The sequence below is a fragment of the Devosia sp. genome, assembly GCF_965229025.1.
GTDB lineage: Bacteria > Pseudomonadota > Alphaproteobacteria > Rhizobiales > Devosiaceae > Devosia_A.
In genome coordinates this window covers 3,968,711-3,991,560 of sequence record NZ_OZ245853.1, presented here as the reverse complement: position 1 = coordinate 3,991,560, position 22,850 = coordinate 3,968,711, and the positions used below count along the sequence as shown (strand labels likewise).

The 22,850-nt window shown below is 64.0% G+C and carries 23 protein-coding genes; 16 read left to right on the top strand and 7 right to left on the bottom strand.

Annotation, left to right across the window (positions count from 1 at the left end; all coding sequences use genetic code 11):
- Positions 1–153 precede the first annotated feature (153 nt).
- The 5 genes from ACO06J_RS19445 to ACO06J_RS19425 are packed head-to-tail and all read left to right on the top strand — an operon-like array spanning position 154 to position 4,823.
- Complete coding sequence (locus ACO06J_RS19445; protein WP_421762362.1) at positions 154–1,521, top strand: LLM class flavin-dependent oxidoreductase; 1,368 nt, start codon at positions 154–156, stop codon at positions 1,519–1,521.
- A complete protein-coding gene (gene msuE, locus ACO06J_RS19440) occupies positions 1,521–2,099 on the top strand; it encodes an FMN reductase (RefSeq protein ID WP_421762361.1) in 579 nt (192 codons plus the stop codon). The genes ACO06J_RS19445 and msuE overlap by 1 nt, the downstream gene beginning before the upstream one ends.
- Before the next feature lie 21 nt (positions 2,100–2,120).
- Complete coding sequence (locus ACO06J_RS19435; RefSeq protein WP_421762360.1) at positions 2,121–3,086, top strand: aliphatic sulfonate ABC transporter substrate-binding protein; 966 nt, start codon at positions 2,121–2,123, stop codon at positions 3,084–3,086.
- Between the two features lie 55 nt (positions 3,087–3,141).
- A complete protein-coding gene (locus tag ACO06J_RS19430; protein WP_421762359.1) occupies positions 3,142–3,993 on the top strand; it encodes an ABC transporter permease subunit in 852 nt (283 codons plus the stop codon).
- Positions 3,994–3,998: 5 nt separating this feature from the next.
- Positions 3,999–4,823, top strand: coding sequence for an ABC transporter ATP-binding protein (locus ACO06J_RS19425; RefSeq protein ID WP_421762358.1), 825 nt, complete (start codon positions 3,999–4,001; stop codon positions 4,821–4,823).
- Between the two features lie 3 nt (positions 4,824–4,826).
- Here the strand turns inward: ACO06J_RS19425 and ACO06J_RS19420 are convergent, their stop codons facing one another.
- The gene (locus ACO06J_RS19420; RefSeq protein ID WP_421762357.1) at positions 4,827–5,684 is read right to left on the bottom strand and encodes a carbohydrate ABC transporter permease; all 858 of its coding nucleotides are present in this window, start codon (positions 5,682–5,684) and stop codon (positions 4,827–4,829) included.
- Between the two features lie 208 nt (positions 5,685–5,892).
- On the opposite strand from ACO06J_RS19420, the gene cobS reads away from it, so the two are divergent.
- Genes cobS through ACO06J_RS19400 form a run of 4 tightly spaced genes read left to right on the top strand, consistent with a single transcriptional unit; the run spans position 5,893 to position 10,541 of the window.
- Positions 5,893–6,870, top strand: a complete 978-nt coding sequence (cobS, locus tag ACO06J_RS19415; RefSeq protein ID WP_421762356.1) for a cobaltochelatase subunit CobS — start codon at positions 5,893–5,895, stop codon at positions 6,868–6,870.
- Positions 6,871–6,887: 17 nt separating this feature from the next.
- Positions 6,888–7,613 (top strand): class I SAM-dependent methyltransferase, encoded by a 726-nt coding sequence (locus ACO06J_RS19410; RefSeq protein ID WP_421762355.1) that lies wholly within the window; start codon positions 6,888–6,890, stop codon positions 7,611–7,613.
- A 10-nt stretch (positions 7,614–7,623) separates the two neighbouring features.
- Entirely contained in the window at positions 7,624–9,510 is a 1,887-nt protein-coding gene (cobT, locus tag ACO06J_RS19405) for a cobaltochelatase subunit CobT (RefSeq protein ID WP_421762354.1), read from the top strand.
- On the top strand, positions 9,510–10,541 hold the full coding sequence (locus ACO06J_RS19400) for an esterase-like activity of phytase family protein (RefSeq protein ID WP_421762353.1): 1,032 nt from the start codon (positions 9,510–9,512) through the stop codon (positions 10,539–10,541). The genes cobT and ACO06J_RS19400 overlap by 1 nt, the downstream gene beginning before the upstream one ends.
- Here ACO06J_RS19400 and ACO06J_RS19395 read toward each other — a convergent pair.
- Together ACO06J_RS19395 and rpmB are read right to left on the bottom strand one after the other, a co-directional pair.
- A complete protein-coding gene (locus tag ACO06J_RS19395) occupies positions 10,538–11,179 on the bottom strand; it encodes a queuosine precursor transporter (protein ID WP_421762352.1) in 642 nt (213 codons plus the stop codon). The genes ACO06J_RS19400 and ACO06J_RS19395 overlap by 4 nt on opposite strands.
- A 105-nt stretch (positions 11,180–11,284) precedes the next feature.
- Positions 11,285–11,569 (bottom strand): 50S ribosomal protein L28, encoded by a 285-nt coding sequence (gene rpmB, locus ACO06J_RS19390; RefSeq protein ID WP_421762351.1) that lies wholly within the window; start codon positions 11,567–11,569, stop codon positions 11,285–11,287.
- Positions 11,570–11,776: 207 nt separating this feature from the next.
- On the opposite strand from rpmB, the gene ACO06J_RS19385 reads away from it, so the two are divergent.
- The 6 genes from ACO06J_RS19385 to ACO06J_RS19360 all read left to right on the top strand — a co-directional run bounded on the left by ACO06J_RS19385 (position 11,777) and on the right by ACO06J_RS19360 (position 18,490).
- Positions 11,777–12,571, top strand: a complete 795-nt coding sequence (locus ACO06J_RS19385; RefSeq protein WP_421762350.1) for a DUF3108 domain-containing protein — start codon at positions 11,777–11,779, stop codon at positions 12,569–12,571.
- Between the two features lie 73 nt (positions 12,572–12,644).
- Positions 12,645–13,106, top strand: a complete 462-nt coding sequence (locus tag ACO06J_RS19380) for a hypothetical protein (RefSeq protein WP_421762349.1) — start codon at positions 12,645–12,647, stop codon at positions 13,104–13,106.
- A gap of 439 nt (positions 13,107–13,545) precedes the next feature.
- Complete coding sequence (locus tag ACO06J_RS19375; protein ID WP_421762348.1) at positions 13,546–16,599, top strand: helicase-related protein; 3,054 nt, start codon at positions 13,546–13,548, stop codon at positions 16,597–16,599.
- 11 nt (positions 16,600–16,610) lie between these two features.
- Positions 16,611–16,985: an RNA-binding S4 domain-containing protein gene (locus ACO06J_RS19370; RefSeq protein ID WP_421762347.1), complete on the top strand. Its 375-nt coding sequence runs from the start codon at positions 16,611–16,613 to the stop codon at positions 16,983–16,985.
- 251 nt (positions 16,986–17,236) lie between these two features.
- Entirely contained in the window at positions 17,237–17,575 is a 339-nt protein-coding gene (gene fdxA / locus ACO06J_RS19365; RefSeq protein ID WP_421762346.1) for a ferredoxin FdxA, read from the top strand.
- Between the two features lie 333 nt (positions 17,576–17,908).
- Positions 17,909–18,490: a CarD family transcriptional regulator gene (locus ACO06J_RS19360; protein WP_421762345.1), complete on the top strand. Its 582-nt coding sequence runs from the start codon at positions 17,909–17,911 to the stop codon at positions 18,488–18,490.
- Between the two features lie 64 nt (positions 18,491–18,554).
- On the opposite strand, the gene arsK is transcribed toward ACO06J_RS19360, so the two are convergent.
- From arsK to ACO06J_RS19345, 3 genes are read right to left on the bottom strand one after another with little or no spacing between them, the layout of a single operon-like run.
- Positions 18,555–19,793 carry an arsenite efflux MFS transporter ArsK gene (arsK, locus tag ACO06J_RS19355; protein WP_421762344.1) on the bottom strand — a complete coding sequence of 413 codons (1,239 nt, stop codon included), beginning with the start codon at positions 19,791–19,793 and terminating at the stop codon, positions 18,555–18,557.
- Between the two features lie 3 nt (positions 19,794–19,796).
- On the bottom strand, positions 19,797–21,200 hold the full coding sequence (locus ACO06J_RS19350; protein ID WP_421762343.1) for an NAD(P)-binding protein: 1,404 nt from the start codon (positions 21,198–21,200) through the stop codon (positions 19,797–19,799).
- A 54-nt stretch (positions 21,201–21,254) separates the two neighbouring features.
- Positions 21,255–21,581 carry an ArsR/SmtB family transcription factor gene (locus ACO06J_RS19345; RefSeq protein ID WP_421762342.1) on the bottom strand — a complete coding sequence of 109 codons (327 nt, stop codon included), beginning with the start codon at positions 21,579–21,581 and terminating at the stop codon, positions 21,255–21,257.
- Between the two features lie 140 nt (positions 21,582–21,721).
- On the opposite strand from ACO06J_RS19345, the gene ACO06J_RS19340 reads away from it, so the two are divergent.
- Positions 21,722–22,252: an arsenate reductase ArsC gene (locus ACO06J_RS19340; RefSeq protein ID WP_421762341.1), complete on the top strand. Its 531-nt coding sequence runs from the start codon at positions 21,722–21,724 to the stop codon at positions 22,250–22,252.
- 53 nt (positions 22,253–22,305) lie between these two features.
- On the opposite strand, the gene ACO06J_RS19335 is transcribed toward ACO06J_RS19340, so the two are convergent.
- A complete protein-coding gene (locus tag ACO06J_RS19335; protein WP_421762550.1) occupies positions 22,306–22,803 on the bottom strand; it encodes a hypothetical protein in 498 nt (165 codons plus the stop codon).
- Positions 22,804–22,850 lie beyond the last annotated feature (47 nt).

Below are 22,850 nucleotides of genomic sequence, written 5' to 3'. Positions count from 1 at the left end.
ACGGCCGTTAGCGCGAATTTCACGGATGGCGGAAAGCAAAACTCCGCCATCCGCTCAAAAGGCAAACTACATTACTCGACTAAGTCGATAGGGATAGTAGTTTAACGGCATCGAAGCTGCACGACGGGTGTGGCGGAACGTGAGATGCCGAAAATGAGCAAGGACAGACGCAGCCTCAAACTGGGCGCCTTCATCATGGCGACCGGCCATCACATCGCCGCCTGGCGGCACCCGGACGCCGATGCGGACGCGGGCCACAATATCGATCACTATCGCGGACTGGCCCAGACTGCCGAGCGCGGCCTGTTCGATCTGGTGTTCGTGGCTGATAGCCCTGCCGGATGGGACGCCGATCGCGACCGTGAAATCCAGAGCCGGGTGAGCCATTCCGCCCATTTCGAGCCGGTGACGCTCTGGTCGGCCCTGTCGCAGGTGACGAGCAATATCGGGTTCGTCGCCACGGCCTCGACCACCTACGAAGACCCGTACCTCCTGGCGCGGAAGTTTGCCTCGCTCGATCACATCAGCAAGGGTCGCGCTGCCTGGAACGTGGTGACGACGGCCGCTGACGTCTCGAAGAACTTCTCGATCGCCGGGCACCCCGCCCATGCCAACCGCTATGAGCGGGCCGAGGAAGTGGTCGATCTCGTGCTCGACCTGTGGGACAGCTACGAAGACGACGCGCTGATCCGCGACAAAGCGAGCGGCGTCTTCCTTGACCCCGACAAGGTCCACAAGGTCAACCACAAGGGGCAGTTCTTCCAGGTTGCCGGGCCGCTCAACGTGGCTCGCTCGCCGCAGGGCCGACCGGTCGTAGTACAGGCCGGCGCCTCCGAGCCCGGTCGTGAACTGGCCGCCCGGACCGCCGAAGTGATCTTCACCGCCAACCAGACCCTCGCCGATGGGCAGGAGTTCTACACCGACATCAAGGGTCGGCTCGCCAGATACGGCCGTCGCCCGGAACAGCTGCACATCATGCCCGGCCTGTTCCCGGTACTGGGCGGCACCGAGGCTGAGGCCAAACAGAACTACGAGTTTATCCAGTCCCTGGTGCACCCCACCATCGCCTGGTCGATCCTCAAGCAATACTATGTCGGGGTGGATCTCTCGGGCTATTCGCTCGACGACAAGGCGCCGCCGCTCCCCACCAATACCGAGCTCAACAAGAGCCGGCTGAAGCTGGTGGCGGACCTGCAGGCTCGCAACGGCCTGACGCTGCGCGAACTCTATCTGTCACTCGCCACGGCCCGCGGGCACCGCACCGCGGTGGGATCGCCCGAACAGATCGCAGATGCCCTGGTCGAGTGGTTCGACAACGGCGCTGCCGACGGCTTCAACATCATGCCGCCGGTGCTGCCCACCGGGCTTACCGACTTTGTCGACCAAGTGGTCCCGATCCTCCAGAAGCGCGGCATTTTTCGCACCGCCTATGAAGGGACGACTTTGCGCGAAAACCTCGGCTTTGACCGTCCCATCAACCGTTTCGTGGCGCGCGCCGCCGCTGCCCAAAGGAGTGCATGATGAGCAACCCCAAGATCGTCGGCTTTGCCGGCAGTTCCTCCCGCCCCTCGCGGACCCGCAACCTGGTGGAAGCCATCGCGCAGGCCGCGGCACGACGCACCGCCGCGTCGGTTTCGATCTACGACCTGACCGAGATCCACCCCTCGCTTGGCTCGACGCTGGACCCGCGAACGGCTCCGCCGGACCTCGAACAGCTGATCGCCGAAATCACGGCAGCAGACGTCCTCGTCGTCGGCTCGCCGGTCTACAAGGGCACATATACGGGCCTGTTCAAGCACCTGTTCGACCTAATCGAACCCAAGGCGCTCAAGGACAAGCCGGTGGTGCTGTCCGCGACCGGCGGCAGTGAGCGGCACGCGCTGGTGATCGACCATGGCCTGCGCCCGCTCTTTGCGTTCTTTTCCGCCGACATCCTCGCTACCGGCATTTACGCCACCGAACCCGACTTCGCCGACTACCAACCCGCCAGCCCCAACCTCATCAACCGCATCAATCGCGTCGCCGATGAAGTGAGCTGGCGCCTGTTGGCAGGCCAGGCCGAGACACGGGCGCTTGAGCCTCTCGCTCAAATCGCCTGACCCAGACGTCCAGGAGACACCATGTTTACCCGCAGACAACTTTTCCCGCTCTTTGCCGGAGCGGCGGCAACGCTTACCCTGCCCGGCCTCGTCCGGGCTCAAGAACCAGCCAAGGAATTTCGCATCGGTTGGCAGAAGGGCGGCGTCTTCGCGCTCGCCAAGGCCGATGGCAGTATCGAAAAACGCCTTGCCGATCGCGGCATCGCCGTGAGCTGGAACGAATTCACCTCCGGCCCACCGCTGCTTGAAGCGCTAGGTGCCAATGCCATCGATTTCGGTTCCACCGGCGACGTGCCGCCGCTGTTTGCACAGGCCGCCGGTGGCGATCTGGTCTACGCCGCGGCCACCAAGGGCGCGGTAGACGGTTCGGCGATCCTCGTTGCCAAGGACTCACCGATCCAGACGCTCGCGGACCTGAAGGGCAAGAAGCTCGCCTTCAAGCGTGGCTCCAGCGCCCATAATTTCGCGGTCAAGGCATTGCGCACCGCAGGCCTGACGCTCGACGACGTCGAGGCGCTGGACCTTGGCCCGCCGGACGCCGCGCCGGCCTTCGCCAACGGGCAGATCGACGCCTGGGCCATCTGGGACCCCTACTACGCCATCGCGGCGCAGGACCCCAACACCCGCGTGCTGGTGACCACCGAGGGGATCGTTGATTCCTGGGGCTTTTTCCTCGCCAACGGCAGCTACGCCAAGGCCAACCCGCACATCGTTGCCGATGTGATCGACGAGTTGGCCAAGGTGGGTGCCAGAGCGCAGGCGGACCTCGATGCCACAGTCAAAGCGGTCTCGGCGATCACCGGCGTGCCCGAACCGATCCAGCGCATCGTGCTGACGCGGAAGAACGCCGACCTCGGCCACATCTTGCCGATCAATGACGAGATCATCGCCTACCAGCAGAGCCTTGCCGATGAGTTCTTCGGGCTCAAGATCGTGCCGCGCCAGCTCAAGATCACTGACATCGTCTGGTATCCGCCAGCCGCTTAAGCGCATCGGCGCGGGGTTCGCTCCGCGCCGTTCCACCCCTCAACGGAGCGTCACGATGAGCATTGTTGCCGACCTCGACAAGCCGGCCGTACTGACATCCCGGCCTGCCGGGCGGACATCACCCGGCTGGAGCCGCCTGCGCCTCGATGGGGCGCTGCCCTACATCCTGCCGGTCGGCATCGTACTGGTGTGGCAGATTGCGGCGAGCGCCGGATGGATCTCCAACCGCCTGATGCCCGCGCCGGTCGATGTGGTCCGCGCCTTCTGGGAGAAGACGCTATCGGGCGACCTCCTCACCGATATCAGCGCCAGTGCCGTCCGCGCCATTTCGGGGCTGCTGGTCGGTGGCTCGATCGGGTTCCTGCTCGGGCTCGCCAATGGCGTGTCGCGGCTCTCCCATGCGCTGACCGACACGACGCTCCAGATGCTGCGCACCATTCCCAACCTGGCGCTGATCCCACTGGTGATCCTGTGGTTCGGCATCGGCGAGGAGGCAAAGCTGTTCCTCACCGCGCTGGGCGTGTTCTTTCCGATCTATCTCAATACCCTGCATGGGGTGCGCAATGTCGACCCGCAGCTGATCGAGATGGGGCAGGTCTATGGCATGCGCGGCTTCACCCTGTTCCGCAAGGTGATCTTCCCCGGCGCCCTGCCCTCGATTTTCGTCGGCCTGCGCTTTTCGCTCGGCATCATGTGGCTGACGCTGATCGTTGCCGAAACCATGGCCGCTTCGGCCGGCATCGGTCACATGGCCAACTCCGCGCGCGAGTTCATGATGACCGACGTGGTGGTCCTGGCGCTCGTGATCTACGCGCTGCTGGGGAAGCTGGCTGACGTCGTCGCCCGGCTGCTCGAAAGCCAGACCCTCAAATGGCACCCCGCCTTCCAGAAACCGGCAAGGAGTTGAACCCGATGAGCGAGATCATTCCACCGGTACGGCCCACCAATGCCTGGGGCAAGGAAATCGAGCCCGACTTCGTGCCGCGCCCGATCGCTGCAATCGAAAGGGTCAAGGGCGTCGGCATCAGGCTCGAGGCTGTAGAGAAGGCCTTCGGCGATGTGCCGGTGCTCAGGGGGATCGATCTTGAGGTCCCGGCCGGGCAATTCCTCGCAATTGTCGGCAAGTCCGGCTGCGGCAAGAGCACGCTGCTGCGCTTGCTGGTCGGCCTCGATGATGTTTCGGGCGGCCGCATCAGCTTCCTCAATGACGCGGTGGAAACCACCAAGGCCAATACCAGGATCGTCTTCCAGGAGCCGCGCCTGCTGCCCTGGGCCAGCGTCAGGGACAATGTCGTAGTCGGCCTTGGCGAGGGCGTGGCCCCCGGCGAGGCAAGACGCAAGGCGCTCGCGGCACTTGATGAGGTACAACTGTCGGAAAAGGCCGGCGAATGGCCGGCCAAGCTCTCCGGCGGCCAGCGTCAGCGCGTCGCCCTCGCCCGGGCTCTGGTGAGCCGCCCCGACTTCCTCGCCCTCGATGAGCCGCTCGGCGCCCTCGACGCCCTGACCCGCATCACCATGCAGTCGCTGGTCGAGCGCGTCTGGCAGGAACAGGGATTTACCGCGCTGTTCGTCACCCACGATGTCAGCGAGGCCGTGGCGCTGGCGGATCGGGTGATCGTCCTCGACGAGGGCCGCATTGCCCTCGACGTGACTGTCGATCACCCCCGCCCCCGGACGCGCGGCGCCCCTGACCTGGCAGAACTCGAAGGCCGGCTGCTGAAGGCGATCTTTGCGTAACGGCTACTTGAGCGCGCCCTGGGTCAGGCCGCGCACGAAATAGCGGCCGCCGAAGAAGTAGACGAGCAGGGGTGGGAACGCGGCGATGAGGATCGTAGCGCTCTGGTCTCCCACACCAGCCGACATCAGGGCAACGGTGATCGGCTGCTGGTAGCCGGCGGTGAACACCATGCCGAACAGGTACTCGTTCCAGATGCTGGTGAACTGCCAGATCACCGTGACGATGATGATCGGCGGCGACAGCGGCAGCATGACCCGCCAGAAGATCCGCCAGAACCCGGCGCCATCGATGCTGGCGGCCTTCACCAGTTCATCCGGTACCGTGGCGAAAAAGTTGCGGCAGAACAGGGTGGTGAACGAGATACCCTGGATCGAATGGATCAGGATCAGGCCGTAGACCGAGTTGGCGAGGTGCAGCTGACCCATGATCCAGGCCCAGGGCAGAAGGCTCACCTGCGGGGGCATGAAGACGCCGAGAAAGATCATAGCGAAGATGAATTGGGAGCCGGGGAACTTCCACTTCGAGAGGATGTAGCCGTTGATCACCCCGAACGCGGTCGAGAACAGCGTCGCCGGGATGGTGATCTTGAGCGAGTTGTAAAAGTTCGGCGCAATGCCCTCGCACATGCCGCTGACGCAGGTCTTGGTCCAGGCATCCACCCAGGTTTCAAGGCTGAAGCCCTCGGGCCACGCGATCAACCCATGGCGCGCCACTTCTGCGTAGCTGCGGAACGAGTTGAGCAACACGATGAGCGCTGGCGTCGCGTAGATGGCCGCGAAGACCAGCAACAGGCCATAAACGACGAGCCGAGACCCGAACCATCTGCGTCTGGCGCGCAGGGCCTCGGGGTCGCGCAGCACAAGCCCGCCGGCGGCAATGAGATTGGTAATTATCCGTCTCCTCAGGCAATGGGGTCACCTTAGGGACGGCCCCGGGCCCTGTCCAATGAGCCGTTTGGTCTACACCCGCGTCAAATCCGGCCCTACCCCAAGGCCCGGTATGCTGATATAGAGCCCACAACTCGCAAGACAGCCGTCTTGACCTATTTTCTCGAAGAGCCTCCAAAAAATGAGCGAAATCAGCAATCTGCCCAACAAGGAATTTTCCGTCCGCGAGACCTTCGGGATCGATAGCAACATGAAGGTCATGGGCTATGCGGAAACCAGCCAGCATGCGCCCCCGTTGGACCCGGACTACCTGTTTGACCGCAACACTACGCTGGCGATCCTTGCGGGCTTTGCCTTCAACCGCCGCGTCATGGTGCAGGGCTATCACGGCACCGGCAAATCGACCCACATTGAGCAGGTCGCGGCCCGGCTGAACTGGCCGCTGGTCCGCGTCAACCTCGACGCGCACGTCAGCCGAATCGACCTCGTCGGCAAGGACGCGATCGTCGTCAAGGACGGCAAGCAGATCACCGAGTTCCGCGACGGCATTCTGCCCTGGGCCGTGCAGAATAATATTGCGCTCGTCTTCGACGAATATGACGCCGGCCGCCCGGACGTGATGTTCGTGATCCAGCGTGTGCTCGAAACGCAGGGTCGCCTGACGCTGCTCGACCAGAACCGCGTCATCACCCCGCACCCGGCATTCCGGCTGTTCGCGACGACCAACACGATTGGTCTCGGCGACACGTCGGGCCTTTATCACGGTACCCAGCAGATCAACCAGGGCCAGATGGACCGCTGGTCGATCGTCACCACGCTCAACTACCTGCCGCACGACAAGGAAGTCGGGATCGTTCTCGCCAAGGCAAAGGCCTATACCGGCGAGAAGGGCAAGAAGACCGTCTCCAACATGGTCCGCCTCGCCGACCTGACCCGCCAGGCCTTCATCAATGGCGACCTGTCGACGGTGATGAGCCCGCGTACGGTGATCACCTGGGCCGAAAACTCCGAGATCTTCGGCGATCTGGGCTTTGCCTTCCGGCTGACCTTCCTCAACAAGTGCGACGAGCTCGAACGCCCCGTGGTGGCCGAGTTCTACCAGCGCGTGTTCGGGGAAGACCTGCCGGAATCGGCCGCCAATCTGGCGATCACAGCGTAAGGTCCGGGACGTGGCTCTTGGCCCAGAACATCTACGACAACTCGGCATTCTTTGAGGGATACAGCCAGTTTCCACGATCGCGTGAAGGACTGACTGGCGCACCGGAATGGCCCGCACTGCGAGCCATGCTGCCTTCGCTCGCCGGAAAGCGCGTTCTGGATCTCGGCTGCGGCTTCGGCGCCTTCTGCCGCTTTGCAGTTGGGGAAGGTGCTGCTGAGGTACTCGGCATTGACCTGTCGGAAAAGATGCTGGCCGAAGCCGCTACTCGCGGACCGGGGCTGCCGATCCGCTACGAACGCGGCGACCTCGAGCATCTTGATCTCGGGGGAGAGCAGTTCGATGTCGTGTTTTCCTCACTGGCCGTGCACTATGTCGCCGATTTCGATCGATTGGTGCGAACCATCCGGCGCGCGCTCGTCTCCGATGGGGCGTTTGTGTTTTCAACCGAGCACCCGCTCTACGCGGTGCGCGCCGAACCCGAATTTGATGGCGATGGCGCGTTTCGGCTGAAAGACTATCTCGTCGAGGGTGAGCGCACCTCTGATTGGGTGGTGAACGGCGTCATCAAGCATCATCGCGTCATTTCGACGATGATTCGGACACTGCTCAGTTCCGGTTTCAGCCTCACTGATATCGAGGAATGGGGCCCCAGCGACGCTCTGATTGCTGCCCAGCCCGACTATATCGAACACCGCGTTCGTCCTATGTTTCTCCTCGTCGCCGCTCGCGCCGAACCCAAGTAAGAAGTTTGACATGGCCCTGCCCCCGCGTTCCAAGCCCAACAAGCCTGACACCACGGCGCCGTTCAAAACGGCGATGGGGGCGGCGGTGCGCGCCATTGGCGGCAAGCGCGATCTTGAAGTGACATTCTCGGCTGACCGGCCGATCCTCACCTCCGACAAGGCGCGGCTCGCCAACCTACCGCGCCTGCCGACGTTGCGCGACATCGCGATTGCCCGCGGCCAGGGCGACGCCATGGCCATGCGGCTCGCAAGCCACGACCCGGAAACCCACCGCAAGCGCGCCCCCGCCGAGCCGGAAGCCCGCGCCGCCTATGATGCGCTGGAGCAGGCCCGCGTCGAGGCGCTGGGTTGCATCCGCATGCCCGGCATGACCGGTAATATCCACGAAATGCTGGAAGACCGGCTGTTCCGCGCCAACATGGCGGAAGTCCACGACAAGGCCGATGCGCCGCTGGCCGAAGCACTGGGCCTGATGCTGCGGGAGCGCGTCGCCGGCGTCGCCGTGCCGCCCTCGGGCAATGCCGTGGTCGAACTCTGGCGCAAGGAAATCGAGGCCCGTGCGGGCACGACGCTGACCACCCTCTTCTCCCGCTTCGAGGACCAGGAACTGTTCAGCCGCGCCACGCGGCAGCTGCTGCGCGACCTCAACCTCATCCCCGACAGCGATCTGGACGATGGCGAGAGCGATGACAGCGAGGGCAATGACGACAACGACCCCGAGCGCGGTCAGGACGACGACAAGACGCCCGAGCAGGGTGAAGGCGAAAGCGAAGACGCGGACGCCGATGAAGACCAGACCCCGGGCCAGTCCGACGATTCGGGAGAAGTCGAAGGCGCAGATATGGATTTCCAGGATTCGGACGAGGAGGAAAGCTCGGAGTCAGGCGAGGATTCGCCCAATCCGCCTCCGCCTGGCGCCAATGCCAAGGAATTCCAGAATGTCTTCAACTACAAGATCTTCACCCAGAAGTTCGACGAGATCGTTCGGGCGCAGGACCTTTGCCCGCCCGAGGAACTCGACCAGTTGCGGGCGCTGCTGGATAAGCAACTCGAGAGCCTCGCCGGGGCCGTGGCGCGGCTTGCCAACAAGCTGCAACGGCGCCTGATGGCGCAGCAGAACCGCAGTTGGGAGTTCGATCTCGAAGAAGGCCTGCTCGATACCGCGCGCCTCACTCGCGTAGTGACCGACCCGCTGCAGGCGCTGAGCTTCAAGGTCGAGCGCGATACCGATTTCCGCGACACCGTGGTGACGCTGCTGCTCGACAATTCGGGCTCGATGCGCGGCCGCCCGATCACCATTGCGGCGATCTGCGGCGATATCCTTGCGAGAACGCTCGAGCGTTGCGGCGTCAAGGTCGAGATCCTGGGCTTCACCACACGCGCCTGGAAGGGCGGCAAGAGCCGCGAGGCCTGGCTCGAGGCAGGACGCCCGCCCAACCCGGGCCGCGTCAACGACATCCGGCACATCATCTATAAGGCGGCCGACGAGCCGTGGCGCCACGCGCGCCGTAACCTTGGCCTGATGATGCGCGAGGGCCTGCTCAAGGAAAACATCGACGGCGAGGCCCTGCAATGGGCGCATAAGCGCCTGTTGGGGCGGACAGAAAATCGCCGCATCCTGATGGTGATCTCCGATGGCGCGCCGGTTGACGACTCGACCCAGTCGGTCAACGCGGGCAACTACCTGGAGGCGCACTTGCGGCAGGTCATCGAGGAAATCGAGACGCGCTCCAGCGTGCAGCTGGTGGCCGTGGGCATTGGCCACGACGTGACGCGCTACTATCGCCGCGCGGTGACACTGCTCGATGCCGAGGAACTGGCGGGCGCCCTGACCGACGAGCTGGCTTCGCTGTTTGATGAAGAGCCCGCCGGGGGCTACCGAAGGAACCGCTCCTGATGACGGCGAGGCGCCGCGCCAAGCATCTGCCCGGCGCCGGCCTCGCAGTCCTGAGCCTCGGGGCCGCGATCGTTGTGGGCGCGGCCCTGGTCGCACGGGCGGACGAACAGAGTGTCTCGGCCATCCAGCTTGCGACCTTCATGTCTGCAAAGGTCGGCGAGCCCGTGCAGCGCCTGATCTGGCGTGGCGGGCTGGAAATGAAGAGCCCCGTCGACACCTTTGGTGGCCTCTCCGGGCTTACCTTCATCGGCAGTGACGGCCGCCTGGTGATGGTCTCGGACCGCGGCAATTTCGTTTCCGGGCAACTGATCTATGACGAGGCCGGGCGCCCGCTGAGCCTGATCGGCGTGAGGATCGAGCCCTTGCAAAATTCCAAGGGCAACGACCTGCCCCGCGCCTATGCCCGTGACGCAGAATCGCTTGCGCTGGTGGAGCGCGATGGGGTGCCTAGTGCTGTCCGGGTGGGATTTGAGAACCTGACGCGCGTTGCCGATTTCGCGCTGGTGGACGGGCGGCCGCAGGGCCCTGCCCGCGAAATCACCATCCCCAAATGGCTGAGCGACGTGCGAAGCAACGAAACACTTGAGGCGGTCTGCATCGCACCCCCGACCTCGCCGGTGGCCGGCTCGACCTTGCTTTTGCCTGAGGGCATCCTCAATGACGCCGGCCAGCACGCCGGGTATCTCCTGGGCAAATCCGACAAGGGGCCGCTGAGCTATATTTCTGGCGACGGCATGAACCCGACTGATTGCGCGTTCTTGCCCAACGGCGACCTGCTGGTGCTGGAGCGTGGCATCTCGCTGTTCATGTTCACGATGCGCCTCGTCCGCATTCCAGCAGCCGCCTTGGTGCCAGGCGCCATGCTGGAGGGCTCGGTGCTGCTGCAGACCACCGGCGGCGATATTGACAATATGGAAGCGCTGGCCGTGCACCCAGGCCCCGATGGTCAGACGCGCATCGCCATCGCGTCTGACAACAACTTCAACGACTGGGAACGCAACCTGCTGCTGGAGTTCAGCCTGCCGAACTAGGCAGCGGTGGAGCGCGCTTGCAGCGGCATGATCCTGCCCATCAGCAGCCGGTAGGGGGCCAAGAGCAGCAGCGCCGCAAGGAATTTCACCATGAAGTCGCCCGTGGCGAGCGAGGTCCAGAGCGGCACTTCTGCGCCAACGCCGAGCCAGGGTGCGCCAAAGCCGAGCGATCCGTCCTGCATGCCGAACAGACCGTCGATGAAGCCCAGCGCCGGAGCGAAGGCGATGGTGAAAAAGATCAGAGTATCGAGCAGCGAGCCGAACAGCGACGCCGCCAGCGGCGGCAGGAACCAGACGCGGTTGCGGAGCCGCGAGAACACCGAAATATCGAGCAGTTGACCGATGAGGAAGGCAGTCGCCGAGGCGATGGCGATGCGCGGGGTCGAGAGCACTGCCGACAGACCGAGCGCCAGCACGAAACCGACAACCACCACCAGGCGAGCGCGCGTTGCGCCCTCGTAGCGATTGGTGAGGTCGGTGACGAGGAAGGCGAAGGGGTAGGTGAAGGCGCCCCAAGTGAGGAGATCGCCCAGATGGATCGGGCCGAGGTCGGCGTGGACCGGATACTGGACGAGAATATTGGACGCGGTGACGACCGCGATCATGGCGGCGATAGCCGCGAGCAGGCGAGCGAGCATTCTATGCACCTCTATGTTGGCTGCTGACCGGCATCAGACCGGGGCAGAATACAAAACCGCGCGACCCCAAGGGAATCGCGCGGCCAAATTCGTCAGGGACGGTGCCTAGGCGGCGAGAGCCGCGCGCACTTCCTTCTTGAGGGCCAGCGCGACCGGCGACAGTTCCTCATCGTGGGCCTTCACAAGGAAAGCATCGAGACCGCCACGGTGTTCGACCGTGCGCAGCGCGTTCGCGCAGATGCGGAGCTTGACCGAACGGCCGAGCACATCGGAGAGCAGCGATACGTTGATGAGGTTGGGCAGGAAGCGACGACGGGTGCGGTTGAGCGCGTGGCTCACCGTGTTCCCAGTCATGACGCCCTTACCGGTGAGTTCGCAGCGGCGAGCCATTTGAAAATCCTGTCAATTCTTCCCTCGGCGCAGGACAATCCTACGCAACGGGATGGAGTCTGTTCTTGATTGCGGCCTGTCCCTAGTCCAAAGCGCTTCGTCCGTCAAGTTCACAAGCCCCGGAACGCCTTGCCAGCCGGGCGTGACGTGGGCAAGTTGGGCGCCGAGCGATTCGCCCCTGAGCGCCGTCAGAGGTTCTGGATTTCCGTGCCAAGCACCACGTTCTGCAAATCCCTGTGCGCGGCCGCCATTGGCGTGATGTCGCTGACCCTCTCGGCCCAGGCAGCCGAGGTGCGTGCTGTCGCCAAATATGCGGTGACGCTCGGCGGTACCCAGATCGCCACGGCGAATGTCTCGCTCGATGACACCGGCTCCACCTACTCGATGGCTGTGGATGCCAAAATCTCCGGGCTCGCCCAGCTTGTCGCCAACGGCACAGCACGGCTCGAATCGACGGGGAACTCCACAGGCTCGGGGCTCAGGGCCCAAAAGTTCGATATCGTCACCCATGCCAGCGGCGAGGATTTCTCCGTCGCCATCACCTATGCGAGCGGCGGCGTCGCCTCGTTCGTGGTGACCCCGCCCATCGTCAACAATATTGATCGGGTGGCCATCGAGCGCAAACAGCTGACGGCCGCCAATGACATGGCAGCCTCGTTTGTCTTGAAGGGCGGCAAGCTCGACAAATCGCTCTGTGACCGCAAGCTGCAGATCTTCACGGGCGTTGAGCGGTTCAACCTCTCGATGCGCTACACCAAGGACGATGTGGCGACCTCCAAGCGCACCGGCTATCAAGGGCCGTTGGTGCTCTGCTCGGTGAAATACACCCCGATCTCGGGCCACTACACCACGTCCGAAGTCACGACCTATCTGGCCGCCAGCGAGCGCATCCTGATCTGGTACGCGCCGCTCGCCGCCCCCGGCTACTTCATCCCCTACCGCGCCATCATCAGCACCGAAGCCGGAGACCTGTCGGTCGTGCTGACGGATCTGCAGCAGTAGAGTACGTAGAATATCCAAATATCGCCATCGTCAAAGATCGGGTCTCATCTGCTAAACGGCGGGAGGGAATGCGGTGAGCAAGACGGGGCACTATATTTTTCAGTACATTATCGTCCGAGTGATTTTCATAAACATCCTTCTGGCTGGCGGAGGCATGGGACTGATCGTACTTGGTCTCATTATGGAGACATACGGCCTACACAATGACGCAGTGGAACGGTTTGCTGGCTTCGCGTCGTCGCTCCTCACCTTCCTAGGTGTTCTGGTAACCGCCGGCTCGATTTACCTCAAGTCCTGGATACCATCGAGGCCCGACCCCGCGAGCACAATTCTCACTGCACCAGTGGCCATGATCGCTTGCATGGTGGCGATAATCATATTGTTCTGGCAGGGCTCAATTCCGGCCAATGTCGTCAATGGGTTTGCGCTGCTCGGCCTCGCCGGGGCACTTTTGCGTATTCAGCCCAACCGCCAGAACTGGGGGCCGGCCTTTTCCGCCGAGCCTAGCGAGGGCCATTCTGAAAATCATGGTTAATCAAACCTGAAGATTTTCAGTGTGCCGGAACGGGACGGTCAATCGCTATTTTGCCAATAGCGGCGCGGCAAACCCCGCTGCGACCTGGGCCAATACGTAAACAGCTCAAAAATCTTTGCTGCTGAACGTTTTACCTTCGCTTCACGAACGCCCGATTCGACCGTCAGATCGGGGCCGGTTAACACTTTGGCAACGGGTGTGAACGGTTTTAGCCGGCAATCGGGCAGCTTTGCGGTCCGCACCTCCTCTGTGGTGGCCGGAGTGCTGGCGACCCACCATATGCTGTGGTGAACAAAGGCGGATTTGTGAGTCGCCGCCGATTCGACGCCGGTTTGTTCTCTCTCCGTACCAGTGCTTAATGCGCCACAGTTTTGGCCAGCAACACTGTCTCGTTTTCAGACACTCGTTTCTGCGGGAAAGATCACCTAAATAGGTCAAGATGACTCCCGCAGATGCCTCCTCGCTCAAGGCGATTCTTGGGCCCACCAACACCGGCAAGACCTTCTTCGCCATCGAGCGGATGCTGGCGCATCGCTCGGGGATGATCGGGCTGCCGCTGCGTCTGCTGGCACGCGAGGTCTATCACAAGATTGTCGACCGCATTGGCGCCCAGCACGTGGCGTTGGTCACGGGCGAAGAGCGGATCGTGCCGCCAAAGGCGCGATACTGGGTCTGCACGGTTGAGGCGATGCCCACCGACGTGCCGGTCGAATGCGTCGCGATCGACGAAATCCAGGTGGCGACCGATTTCGACCGCGGCCATGTCTTCACCAACCGTCTGCTGCACGCGCGCGGGCTGAGCGAGACGCTGCTGCTGGGTGCCTCCACGATGGCGCCGCTGATCCGGGCGCTCCTGCCGGATGCCGAAATCATTCACCGGCCACGCTTTTCCGAACTGACCTATGCGGGCTCAAAGAAAATCTCGCGGCAGCCCAAACGCTCGGCGATCGTCGCGTTCTCCGCTACCCAAGTCTATGCCATCGCCGAACTGATCCGGCGCGAACGCGGCGGCGCGGCCGTGGTGATGGGCGCCCTGAGCCCTCGCACCCGCAATGCGCAGGTGGAACTGTACCAGAACGGCGACGTCGACTTCCTCGTCGCGACCGATGCCATCGGTATGGGGCTCAACCTCGATGTGCACCACGTGGCCTTTGCCGACGACACGAAGTTCGATGGCCACCAGACCCGTCCACTGACCCCCGCCGAGTTCGCGCAAATTGCCGGGCGGGCCGGGCGGCACATGCATAACGGCACGTTCGGGGTCACCGGCAATGCCGCCGAATTCGAACCCGAACTGATTCAACAGCTTGAGGGTCATGACTTCGAGCCGGTGCGGCAAGTGCAGTGGCGCAATGCCGAGCTTGAGTTCGCCTCGATCGACGCGCTCCATATCAGCCTTGACCGCACCCCGACGATAAGGGCGCTGACCCGGGTGCCGGTGGCGACCGACCAACGGACGCTGGAATTCGTTGCCCGCAACGAAGCGGGCGCTGCGGCCAGGGGCGAAGCGGCGGTGCGGCTCTTGTGGGAATGCTGCGGCATTCCCGACTATCGCGACATCTCGCCGGCCCATCACGGCGAGATCGTCACCCGGATCTACCTCGACCTCCGCAACCGCGGCCGTGTCGATGCCGACTGGATTGCCGAGCAGGTGCGCTTCTGCGACAATGTCGTCGGTGACATAGACACGCTCAGCAACCGGATCCGCCAGATCCGTACCTGGACCTTTGTCGCCAACCGCAAAAACTGGCTTGAAGACCCTGCACATTGGCGCGAAAAGACCCGTGACATCGAAGACCGCCTGAGTGACGCGCTGCATGAGCGTCTGACCCAGCGGTTTGTCGACCGTCGCACATCGGTGCTGATGCGCCACTTGAGAGACAAGCATATGGTATCGCCTGAAATTAACGACCGCGGCGAAATTAGCCTCGAAGGCCACCTGATCGGCTCGATCGAGGGGTTCCGCTTCACGCTGGCCCGGTCGGAAGGTGGCGATGCCAAGGGCGTCGCAACGGCAGCTGCCCAGGTGGTGGCGCCCGAAATCGCCAAGCGCGCCGAGCGCGTCGCGGGGGCGCCGAACGAAGAGTTCGTGCTGGCCACCGACGGCTATGTCCGCTGGCGCGGCCAGGTGGTCGCCAACCTTGCCGAGGGCGACACACTGTTTGCGCCCCGCCTGATCATCCTCGCCGACGAGAGCCTTTCTGGCCCGGACCTCGAGCGGGTGCAGGACCGGTTGAACCTGTGGCTGAGGCACCTGATAAACACCCAGCTCGAAAGCGTGCTGTCGCTGGAAGCCCCTGCAGACCTTGAAGGTTCGGCTCGCGGCATCGCATTCAGGCTCTACGAAAACCTAGGCATCCTGCCGCGCAGCGCGGTCAGTGACGAGGTCAAGGCACTCGACCAGGACGTCCGCGGCAAGCTGCGGAAGCTCGGCGTCAAGTTCGGCGCCTATCACCTCTATGTGCCGCTGAGCCTCAAGCCCGCGCCGCGCGAGCTGGCGCTGATCCTTTATGCTCTGAAGCACGGCGGCGTCCGCCAGCCGGGTATTTCGGACCTGCCGCAGATCGTGCTGTCGGGTCGCACCTCGTTCCTGATCGACCCTGAGGTGAACCCCAAGCTCTATGAGCTCGCCGGGTTCAAGGTCGCCGGACGCCGGGCCGTGCGGGTCGATATTCTGGAGCGGCTGGCCGATATCATCCGCCCGCTCATCGCCCTTAACCCCGTGACGCATCAGGGACAATTGCCCGCCGGAGCGGCCGAGGGCAACGGCTTTCGGGTGACGGTCGAGATGACCTCGCTGCTCGGGACGGCAGGCGAAGACTTTGCCTCGATCCTCAATTCGATCGGCTATCGCGTGCGCCGCACCCCCAAGGTGGTGGCGCCGGTGGCCGACGCTGCGCCTGCTGCTGACGTCGCCGATGCGGCGGTCAACGCCGAGGCGGTCGGCGCTGTCGAAGGCACCAACCCGCCCGATACAACGCCCGCTGCCGAGACCGCTGTCGTTGCCGAGGCTGCCGCCGATCTCGGCGCCCCCGGCCCCGCCGTGGAAGCTCCTGCCGCTCCAGCCGAGCCCGAGTTCGACGAAGTCTGGTTCCCCGGCGGTCGCCGGCCGGACAATGCCCGGAATGACAACCGCGGCGAGAACCGCCCGCGGCACAACCGCCCGGCCCGCGCTGATGTGCCCGCAGCAGAAGGTGCGCCGACTCTGGCCGAAGGCGAAAAGCCTGCCGAACGGCAGCGCTCGTTCCGCCGCCCCGAGGGTGATGGCAAGCCGAATGGCCGGCCGCGCTCGGATGGCCCGCGTCCCAACGGTCCGCAGGGTGACCGTAAGCCCTTTGAAAATAAGGGGAAACCGTCAGGCGGCAAGCGCTTTGACAAGCCCAGGGACGACTGGAAAGAGCACCGCCCGCGCGAAGAGCGGAAGCCCGCTGCGGTCGACCCGAACTCGCCCTGGGCGGCGCTGCTGGCGCTGCGCAACCCCAAGTCTGACTGACCGGGCGCCGCTTGGACAAACAGCGCCTCGACAAGTGGCTGTTCTTTTCCCGCGCCGTAAAGTCGCGGACGCTGGCGCAGAAACTGATCGAAACCGGTGCGGTGCGGGTCAACTCTGACCGCACCGTGCATACCGACCATAAGGTCGGCGCCGGTGATGTGCTGACCATGACCGTACACGAACGCCTGCTGGTCTGGCGCATCCTCGACCCCGGCAGCCGGCGCGGCCCGGCGACTGAAGCCGTGCTGCTCTACGAGGACCTCTCGCCCCCGCCAGTGCCGCGTGAAGCGGCACCGTCGGTGCAGGGTGCACGAGATCCGGGCAGTGGCCGGCCGACGAAGAAAGAACGGCGCGAAACGGATCGTCTGCACGATGATGACGCGTAAGTGACCTGCCTCGATTTCGCCTCCTCAATTGTGGCAACGCCGCATCTCGAACCGCGCGAAGTTTACCACGCGGGCAACAGGCGGGGACAAGTTGGGCTGATGCGACGAAATCCCCGCAACACCGCGCCGCCGTTTGGCTTGCGATGGCGGGGAAAACCGGCTAGCAACCGGGCTTGGCTCTTGGCGGCGTTCTGCCTCGGGCCGAGAAGGCAAGACCCAGCGCCTCCAACTGATCAGGCTCGCACGCTGATATGACCTACATCGTCACCGACAACTGCGTTAAGTGCAAATACATGGACTGCGTCGAGGTTTGCCCCGTCGACTGCTTCTATGAGGGCGAGAACATGCTCGTCATCCACCCCGACGAGTGCATCGACTGCGGCGTGTGCGAACCGGAATGCCCGGCTGAGGCGATCAAACCCGACACCGAGCCGAACCTCGACAAGTGGCTGGAAATCAACTCGAAATATGCCTCTGCCTGGCCCAATATTACGGTCAAGCGCGATGCGCCGTCCGACGCCAAGGAGTTTGACGGCGTTGAGGGCAAGTTCGAGAAGTTCTTCTCGGAAGCGCCAGGCGAAGGCGACTGACCACAGTTCGGCCATCGCCGAACCCCGCCGATGAACAGGTTCTGAACCGGCGCCCGCCGGGTTTTCGGCTGTCGATTCGTTCCTTTTGATTTTGCTGAAATTTTGTGCTATGCTCCAAGAATGAATGGAGCTTCCCCATCGTCCAGCTTGTGCCAGTAGGCACTTTTTTTTGACATCATGATCTTACTGGAGCGCAGTCGATCGGTCGCGCGGACCAATCGAGTGCGAGATGTGCTGCTCTGCCCTCGTTTCTTGAGGGATGCGTACAACAACAAGACCGGGCTTTCCGCGAGAGCACCGGTCCGGCGGCGGCGTTAGATAGGAGTATTGTCTATGGTTACCAAAAAGCCCGTGCAGCGGCTTGGGTTCAAGACTGGCGAGTATGTCGTCTACCCGGCTCATGGCGTCGGACTGATTACCTCGATCGAAGAGCAGGACATTGCGGGCTTGACCCTCGAGCTGTTCGTGATCTCTTTTGAGCAGGACAAGCTGACCCTCCGCGTTCCCGTTGCCAAGATCAAATCCGTCGGCATGCGCAAGCTCGCCGAAGAGGACGAAGTCAAGAAGTCGCTCGAGACCGTCACCGGCCGCGCGCGCGTCAAGCGCACCATGTGGTCGCGCCGCGCCCAGGAATATGAAGCCAAGATCAACTCGGGCGACCTGATCGCCATCTCTGAGGTGGTCCGCGACCTGTTCCGTGCCGACGACCAGCCCGAGCAGTCTTATTCGGAACGCCAGCTGTTCGAGCAGGCGATGGACCGGATGAGCCGCGAAGTGGCATCGGTCAACAAGCTGACCCTCACCGAGGCCGTGCAGCTGATTGAAAAGAACCTCGCCAAGTCGCCGCGCCGCGGTCCCAAGACCGACGCAGCAGATGCTGCCGACGCCACCGACGCCGAGGAAGCAGCGGCCTGATTGGTCGCACTGCTACTGGAAATCGAAAGGGCTGGTCTTCGGACCGGCCCTTTTGCTTTTCGGGTCAGACTACCGCCGCGGTCGGCAAGCGTGCCGGGCGTTTGACTCCGGCCAACAAAGCGATGGCAAAGAACACTGCGATGCCGGCAACGCCGGTGCCGACCACAACCCAGAGCGTCAACGGCACACCCATCGCACCGATCAGCACCGCGAAGACGAATGGCGCGACGGCAGAGGCCACCTGGCGGGCGGACGACAGCCAGCCGAGGCGAGCCCCATAGCGCTCGCGGCCCAGAAGCTGCAGCGGCAGCGCGCCGGAAACGATGCTGGTGAGGCCCGAACCGAGGCCGAAGAGGATGGCGAACGCGACGCCGCCCGCCAGCGTCGGTGCGGTCAGGGTGAGGACCAGCAGCCCCGTGGGCAGCAGCGCGGCGGCGATCACCGCCAGCCATGACGACAGCAGATCCTTGCCGAACAGCATGTTGACCAGCCGGCTCAGGACTTGGGCCGGACCGAAAAGGCTGGTGACCAGCACCGAACTGGCGCCAAGGCCGAGCGCCGTCAGCAACGGCATCACCTGCAGCAGCACGCCCGAAAGCACAAAACCCTCGATGGCAAATCCGCAGAGCATCAGCAGGAACCCCAGCCGCCGATGCCTCAGGGCAAGCGCCCCGAGGGCTGTGGGGGCCAAAGGCGTGTCGGCGGCCGCGGCGAGTACCACCAGCGGCGCAGCCGGACGCGGCAGCGTTGCGAGCCAGAAATGCAGCGGAGCGCAGACGAAGAGGTTGAGCCCGGCAAACACCAGGTAGACGCCGCGCCAGTCCATGACGTGGAGCAAGAGCGACGTGAACGGCCAGAACAGCGTTGAGGCGAAGCCCGCGATCAGCGTCAGATGGGTGATGCTGCGCTGCGCCCCTCGCCCACCCATCTGCACCAAAGCCGCGAAGGCCGCCGCATAAAGGACCAGCGCCGAGGCGACCTCCATGGCGACGAGCGCGATGGCAAAGACGACCCCGTTGCTGGCAAGCGCCGCCACCACCAGCATCAGCGCCGCGGCGACCGAGCCCACCACCATGGTGCGGGCCGCCCCGAACCGATCCATCAGGTGCCCCATGCCCGGCGCCGCGAGGCCACCGGCGAGGAGCGCCAGGGTCAGTGCGCCGAACACCCATTCCTGCGACCAGCCAAAGCTCTGCCCGATCCCCGGCGCGACGACGCTGAACGCATAGTAGAGCGTGCCGTAGCCGATGATCTGGGTGACACCGAGCGCCCAGATGGCGGCGGCAGGAACGCGGACATCCATGGCTCAGGCGATCTCAACCGTTCTAGTGGAGGACTTTGACGTGCCACATCCGCAGCCTGCCTCGCCCTCGGCCTTGGCGACCTCATCGGCGACGCAGCACGAACTGGTGCTCGCAGCGGGACCGCCGCAACAGCCGGCGCCGCCAGTGACGGGCGCCGTGCCGCACACCCCGGTCTGCGGCAGGACCAGATGCACCTGCCGGGCCGCCACCGGGTCCCCGGCGAGTTCGGCAACGATTGAGCGCACCTGCTCGTAGCCAGTGGCCATCAGGAAGGTTGGCGCTCGGCCGTAGGACTTGGCACCCACGATGTAGACCCCGGCATCGGGATGGCTCAACTCGTCGACGCCATGCGGCGGGACGTCGCCGCAGGAGTGGACGTTCGGATCGATGAGCGGCGACAGCGCCGGCGGCGCCTCGGTCGCCGGATCGATGCCGATGCGGAGTTCGCTGAGGAGGCCGAGATTGGGGCGGAAACCGGTGGCGACGATGATGCGATCGACCCCCAGTTTCACATCGATGGAGCCGAGCTTGCCCTCGACCACGACACCAGGGTGCGATGGGGTGACGCGGCTGGCGGCAAACGGCGCCAGCACTTCGAGACGGCCCGCATCGATGGCGCGCTTGGCCGCAAGGCCCAGGGCACCGCGCTCCGGCAACTGGTCGTTGAGGCCACCGCCGAGCAGGCGCTCGATGCGGTTGCGGCGCAGCGCCCAGAGGACACGGGTGCCGGGCGCTTCGGCCTCGAGGGCCAGCAGATCAAGCGCAGCATTGATGGCCGAGTGGCCGCTCCCGACCACCAGCACGGTCTTGCCGGCATAGGTCGCGCGATCAGCACCCAGAACGTCCGGGATGCCATAAGCGATCAACTCTCGCGCCGCCGCCTCGCCGGGGACTGCGAGACCATCGATGCCCATCGGGCCGGGCTGACCCCAGGTGCCCGACGCATCGATAACGGCACGCACGAGCGTAGATTGCTCGGTGCCATCAGCATCGACCCAGCGCAGGTCGAACGGACGCCTGCTGCGGCCCGGCGTCGTGACCTTGTCGAGCCCTTGCTTCGTGACGGCGGTGACCCGGGCTCCGAGGCGCAGGTGCGGTGCGATCTGCGGCAGGTGCGCCAGAGGCTCGAGGTAGCGGCTGACGATCTCGCCACCGGTCGGCAGGTCGGTGGCTTCTGGCTCATCCCAGCCGGATGCGAGCAGCAGCGTGCGGGCGGCAGCGTCGACCGTGTATTGCCAGGGCGAGAACAGCCGCACATGCGCCCATTGCCGGATCGCCGCACCGACCTCGCTACCCTGCTCAAACACCACGGGAACCTGCCCGCGCTGCACCAGATGGGCAGCAGCGGCGAGCCCGACCGGACCGGCGCCGATGACCGCGACGGGAAGCGTTGTGATATCGTCCATGGCTATTCCATCCTTCCAGAAATTTCGAAATAGTGGTGAAAACGAAAGGCACGTTCAGGCTGCGGCGATGTCATCCTGGGAGGAGCAACCGGCAGCCGCATCGGCGCAGCACTCGTCCGAGAGGTAGCCAATGAGACCGTTCATCGCGGAATAGTTGGCGCGGCAGATCAGCGTGGTCGCGTGGCGTTCCTGCGAGACCAGTTGCACCTCGATCAACTTGCGCAGGTGATGCGACAGCGTCGAGGCCGCGATATCGAGCTTCAGCTGCAGCTTGCCGACGGGCAGGCCGCCATCCCCCGCGCGAACGAGCGAGCGGTAGATCTGCAACCTTGTGGCGTTGCCTAGTGCCTCAAGCTGGGAAGCTGCTGTTTCGAGTTTCATGGAAATAGGATAGCCGCCCTCCGGCGACTGTCAACCCTCTTTCGAGGATCATCGAAATACGCTGTCATCAAAGGTTCATTTGACCTGAAGAGGACTATATCGATAATTCCGGATATATCGACTCTTGAGGAGGCCGCACGATGGCTGCAGAGCGCGTCTACAATGTGCTGTTCCTGTGCACCGGCAATTCGGCGCGCTCTATTCTGGGTGAGGCGCTGTTGAACCAGCTTGGCCAAGGCCGCTTCCACGGCTTTTCGGCTGGCAGCAGCCCCAAGGGCCAGATTCACCCGATGACACTCGAAACATTGAAGAAGGCCGGAATTGCCACCGACGGCTATCGCTCCAAGAGCTGGGAGGAGTTCGCCGGACCCGAGGCCCCGGTGATGGATTTCGTCTTCACCGTTTGCGACAACGCCGCAGGTGAGACCTGCCCGATCTGGCCCGGCCATCCGATGACCGCCCATTGGGGCATCGAAGACCCCGCAGCCATCACCACCCCCGGCTTCAAGCAGGAGGCGGCGTTTGAGGACGCGCTGAAATACATGCGCAACCGTGTTGTAGCCTTCATCAACTTGCCCATCGCCAGCATCGACCGCATGGCGCTTGGCACCAAGCTGCGCAATATCGGCGCCATGGACGGCTCGACCACCAAGGCGTCCGGGGCTGCGTAGCTGACAGGTCGAGGCGCGGAGGACCTCCCCGCGCCCCGGCCAGTCTGTTTGGCCTACTGCGCCGCCACCGCGTCGCAGCTCACTTCGGGGTTCATGTCCGAGAACGTCCCCGTGGGGTTGCTCCGCCACGCCCAGACGTGGAGCTCGTAGAACGCCGGCAGGCCGTAGCGGTTGGGCGCGTTGGTGAAGCTGAACAGGTGCCCGTCGAGGTTGGCCGGACCCTTGGTGGTGATGTATTCAACCGCGATCAGCTGCATCGAACCATCGGCCTGCGGCTCGTACATCACGGCTTCCGGATGGGCGATGTCGATCGCGTCGTCCTTGAGGTTGGCCTCGGAGACGAAGTGGACGCCCATGGCGCCGCCTTCGATGCCGCTGACGCACGGGATCGGGGCATAGCCCTCGGCCTTGGCGACTGCGAGATCCTTGAAGCGGTCATTGGCGCCGCGCACCGCGGCGGCCAGCGGGTTGTTGGCCTCGTGCGCCTCGGCACGGGCAAAGCGCAAGCCGCCAATGGGTTCGTAGGCGACAGCCGTGCCGACCGAGAACATGGCGGCAAGGATTAGGGCCTTGGCCCCGAATGAAAGTGTCATTGCTG